General features: G+C 34.9%; 2 protein-coding genes and 1 pseudogene. All 3 read left to right on the forward strand.

The features are described from left to right. The first annotated feature begins 742 nt into the window (after nt 1-742). Nucleotides 743-1,636, forward strand: coding sequence for a hypothetical protein (locus AAC854_RS21950; RefSeq protein WP_340618953.1), 894 nt, complete (start codon nt 743-745; stop codon nt 1,634-1,636). A gap of 265 nt (nt 1,637-1,901) precedes the next feature. Then, nucleotides 1,902-2,006, forward strand: a complete 105-nt coding sequence (gene tnaC / locus AAC854_RS24460) for a tryptophanase leader peptide (RefSeq protein ID WP_072061467.1) — start codon at nt 1,902-1,904, stop codon at nt 2,004-2,006. Nucleotides 2,007-2,114: 108 nt separating this feature from the next. After that, nucleotides 2,115-2,744: pseudogene (locus AAC854_RS21955) on the forward strand (tryptophanase); the annotation flags it as partial. Between the last annotated feature and the right edge of the window lie 105 nt (nt 2,745-2,849).

Consider the following 2,849-nt stretch of genomic DNA (forward strand, 5'->3'; position numbering starts at 1 on the left):
TTGTTTATGCATATCAGGCTACTATTTCGGGTGTGAGAGCTGTGAAATTTATCACAGTTGACTCTCACCTTTTAATATCTCACCTGTTGCACTTAATATGTTAACTCAGCAATACATTTATGAATGTATTTATCTTGCAAACGAGGGTTGGGCAGATAATAACATTAGAAAAGTGAGTTAAAATGTTTTTGTATTCTTGCAGCCATGAATGATGGGCGCAGGGAAAGAATTTCACATAATGATCTTTCATCATAATCTTGCATAACCTCTATCAGTAACAACAAAGACACAACAGCGATGCTGTTATGACCAATACCCATAAAACATGCAACATTTAAATAAATTAGTTTACATCTTAATAATGTTGCATGATTAATAATATGTCAATAAGCACTAGAGAATATTGAAGTTTTGTGAGGGGAATTTGAACAACCTAGCGGTTTGGTATAATCATCTTCAACCGTATTTGAAAGGTAATGCCTGTGCAGCATCATCAATATCATTGTTATTTATATAAGTCATGCTTATGTATTGTGTTTATCATAGTCGAGTACGGTGTATCTGCTGCGATATTTTTGCCTGATACCGTCAGCAGATAAATAGCGTAGTGGTGCGTCATTACATACATCTAATCTATTGCTTAATAAGAGGCTTTTATTTTCAGGTATTGACGGAAAAAACATTTGCAGTGTTTTGATAATATATGAATAATCTAAGAAAATTCTTGTTAGGATAGCTATTAATGAAAACACTTTTAAAACTGGGCGTGTTAAGTAGCGTGGTATTGCCCCTTGTGGCCTGCGATGTATTAGATTCGGATAACAATAAAAACCAATTTTATTACAGTAACCCGACAAATAGTGCTATCACTATGAAGATTGATGATAAAAACTACACCATTGAATCCGGCACTAGCGGGAGTGTAAAACTGTCGCCGGGAATACATACTGTGCAGGATAGTCAGGGTAATAAATCCTCCTTTATGGTATTTGAGAACAATAAGGGCGGGATCATTAATCCGAATAATTATATGTATTACGCTTTGTCGGAAGTGTATGCTGCGGAAGGTCATGCTGATCGTTTTAAACCCGTGGATTACAAAGTGACGATTAACGGCTATGAGCTTGAAATGCCGATGAAAAGCAGTAATGCAACGGTGATTGACGGTAATGTTTTCCAGTGTAGTTATTCATTAGGTAAACCTTTTCCGGAAGAAATTAAAACTTTCGATAAAAAATCACAAGGCAATATTAAATCAAAATGTTTTGATAAGACGGAATTGCTGAATTATTTCGAAACGGATTACGGTGAAAAATTAACGCCGCCTTCCAAAGGTGATGAAAACAACGATACCGTCAATATGGTGTTTGATTACACAATCCCTGTTCCGCAATTCAAACAAGCCGATATACAGAAAGAAGCGGAGAAGCTGGTCGCATTATTAAATCAAATCAAAGAGTCTGATGATCCGGATATTCACAATAAACTGAACAAAGAAATTCACCAGACGACAATGGATTTAGTTTCTGTACATACCAAACATACCGCAATGAACACCGTGGCAGAAAATGAGTACTACAATCAGTTTATCCATCAAACTGGTAACTTACGAGGATTTGGAGTACTGCCTAAATAACCTTATATCTTGAGTATCACTGTCTGGCCTGCCAAGTGCGTTATTGTTCATAAGTGCTTATCTCTTGTGTGACTAAAGATCAACGCTGCTTGGCAGAATAATCACCAAAGAAATTAATGTGATGAATGTCTAATTTATTTATGAATAATTCACTAATAATGTGATTGTTGTTCAATTTATACATTAATACTATTACTAAATAGTTTTCACTGTTATATACATTATTCCGAAAAGTATACTAGTTCCAAAATGGAAGGATAAAAGTATGTACTCGTCTTATGAAGTATTAATAGTATTAAGAGGTTTCTTCAATATGAAGAAATGGTTTAACATTGATACTGAACTCGCCTTCTTTTTCCCTCAAAAATAATACCTGATTTATTTTCCTCTATTCATTTTTATTTCTCTTTTTTGCTTATGCTAAAAGAATCAGAAAAATTTCACTTAAATTATTTAATTTCATATTAAAGGTATTGTTATGGCTAAAAGAATCGTAGAACCGTTCCGCATTAAGATGGTAGAAAATATCCGTATTCCATCAAGAGAAGAGCGTGGGGCGGCATTAGAAGAGGCAGGTTATAATCCGTTTTTACTTCCTAGCAGTGCGGTATACATCGATTTATTAACCGATTCCGGAACAAATGCGATGAGTGACCAGCAATGGGCTGCGATGATGACTGGTGATGAAGCTTATGCAGGTTCCAGAAATTATTACGATTTAAAAGATAAGGTAAAAGAATTATTTGATTACGATTATGTTATTCCAGCTCATCAGGGACGTGGGGCAGAGAATATTCTTTTTCCAGTGTTGTTAAAAATAAAACAACAAGAAGGTAAAGCGCAACAGCCTGTTTTTATTTCAAATTTCCACTTTGATACAACCGCAGCACACGTAGAACTAAATGGTTGTAAGGCGATTAACATTGTCACTGAAAAAGCATTTGACTCTGAAAATTATTATGACTGGAAAGGTAATTTTGATATTGAAAAATTAAAATCCACTATTGCTGAACACGGTGGAGATAATGTGGTTGCCATTGTATCAACGGTAACTTGTAATAGTGCAGGCGGTCAGCCGGTCGCAATGAGTAATTTAAAAGAAGTATATATATAACTTTTCATAATTATGAGAATTTCATATTTCCTATTCCTTTCCAACTATTTGCTGAAGCGGCATTCAAGAAAATCTTAACTCTTTTGATGAGCTGCCACA

The sequence above is a fragment of the Xenorhabdus entomophaga genome (assembly GCF_037996725.1).
Classification (GTDB): domain Bacteria; phylum Pseudomonadota; class Gammaproteobacteria; order Enterobacterales; family Enterobacteriaceae; genus Xenorhabdus; species Xenorhabdus khoisanae.

Bases quoted from the DNA above. Each gene is read 5' to 3' on its own strand.
- AAC854_RS21950 (WP_340618953.1), top strand. From the start codon at position 743: ATGAAAACACTTTTAAAACTGGGCGTGTTAAGTAGCGTGGTATTGCCC.
- tnaC (WP_072061467.1), top strand. From the start codon at position 1,902: ATGTACTCGTCTTATGAAGTATTAATAGTATTAAGAGGTTTCTTCAAT.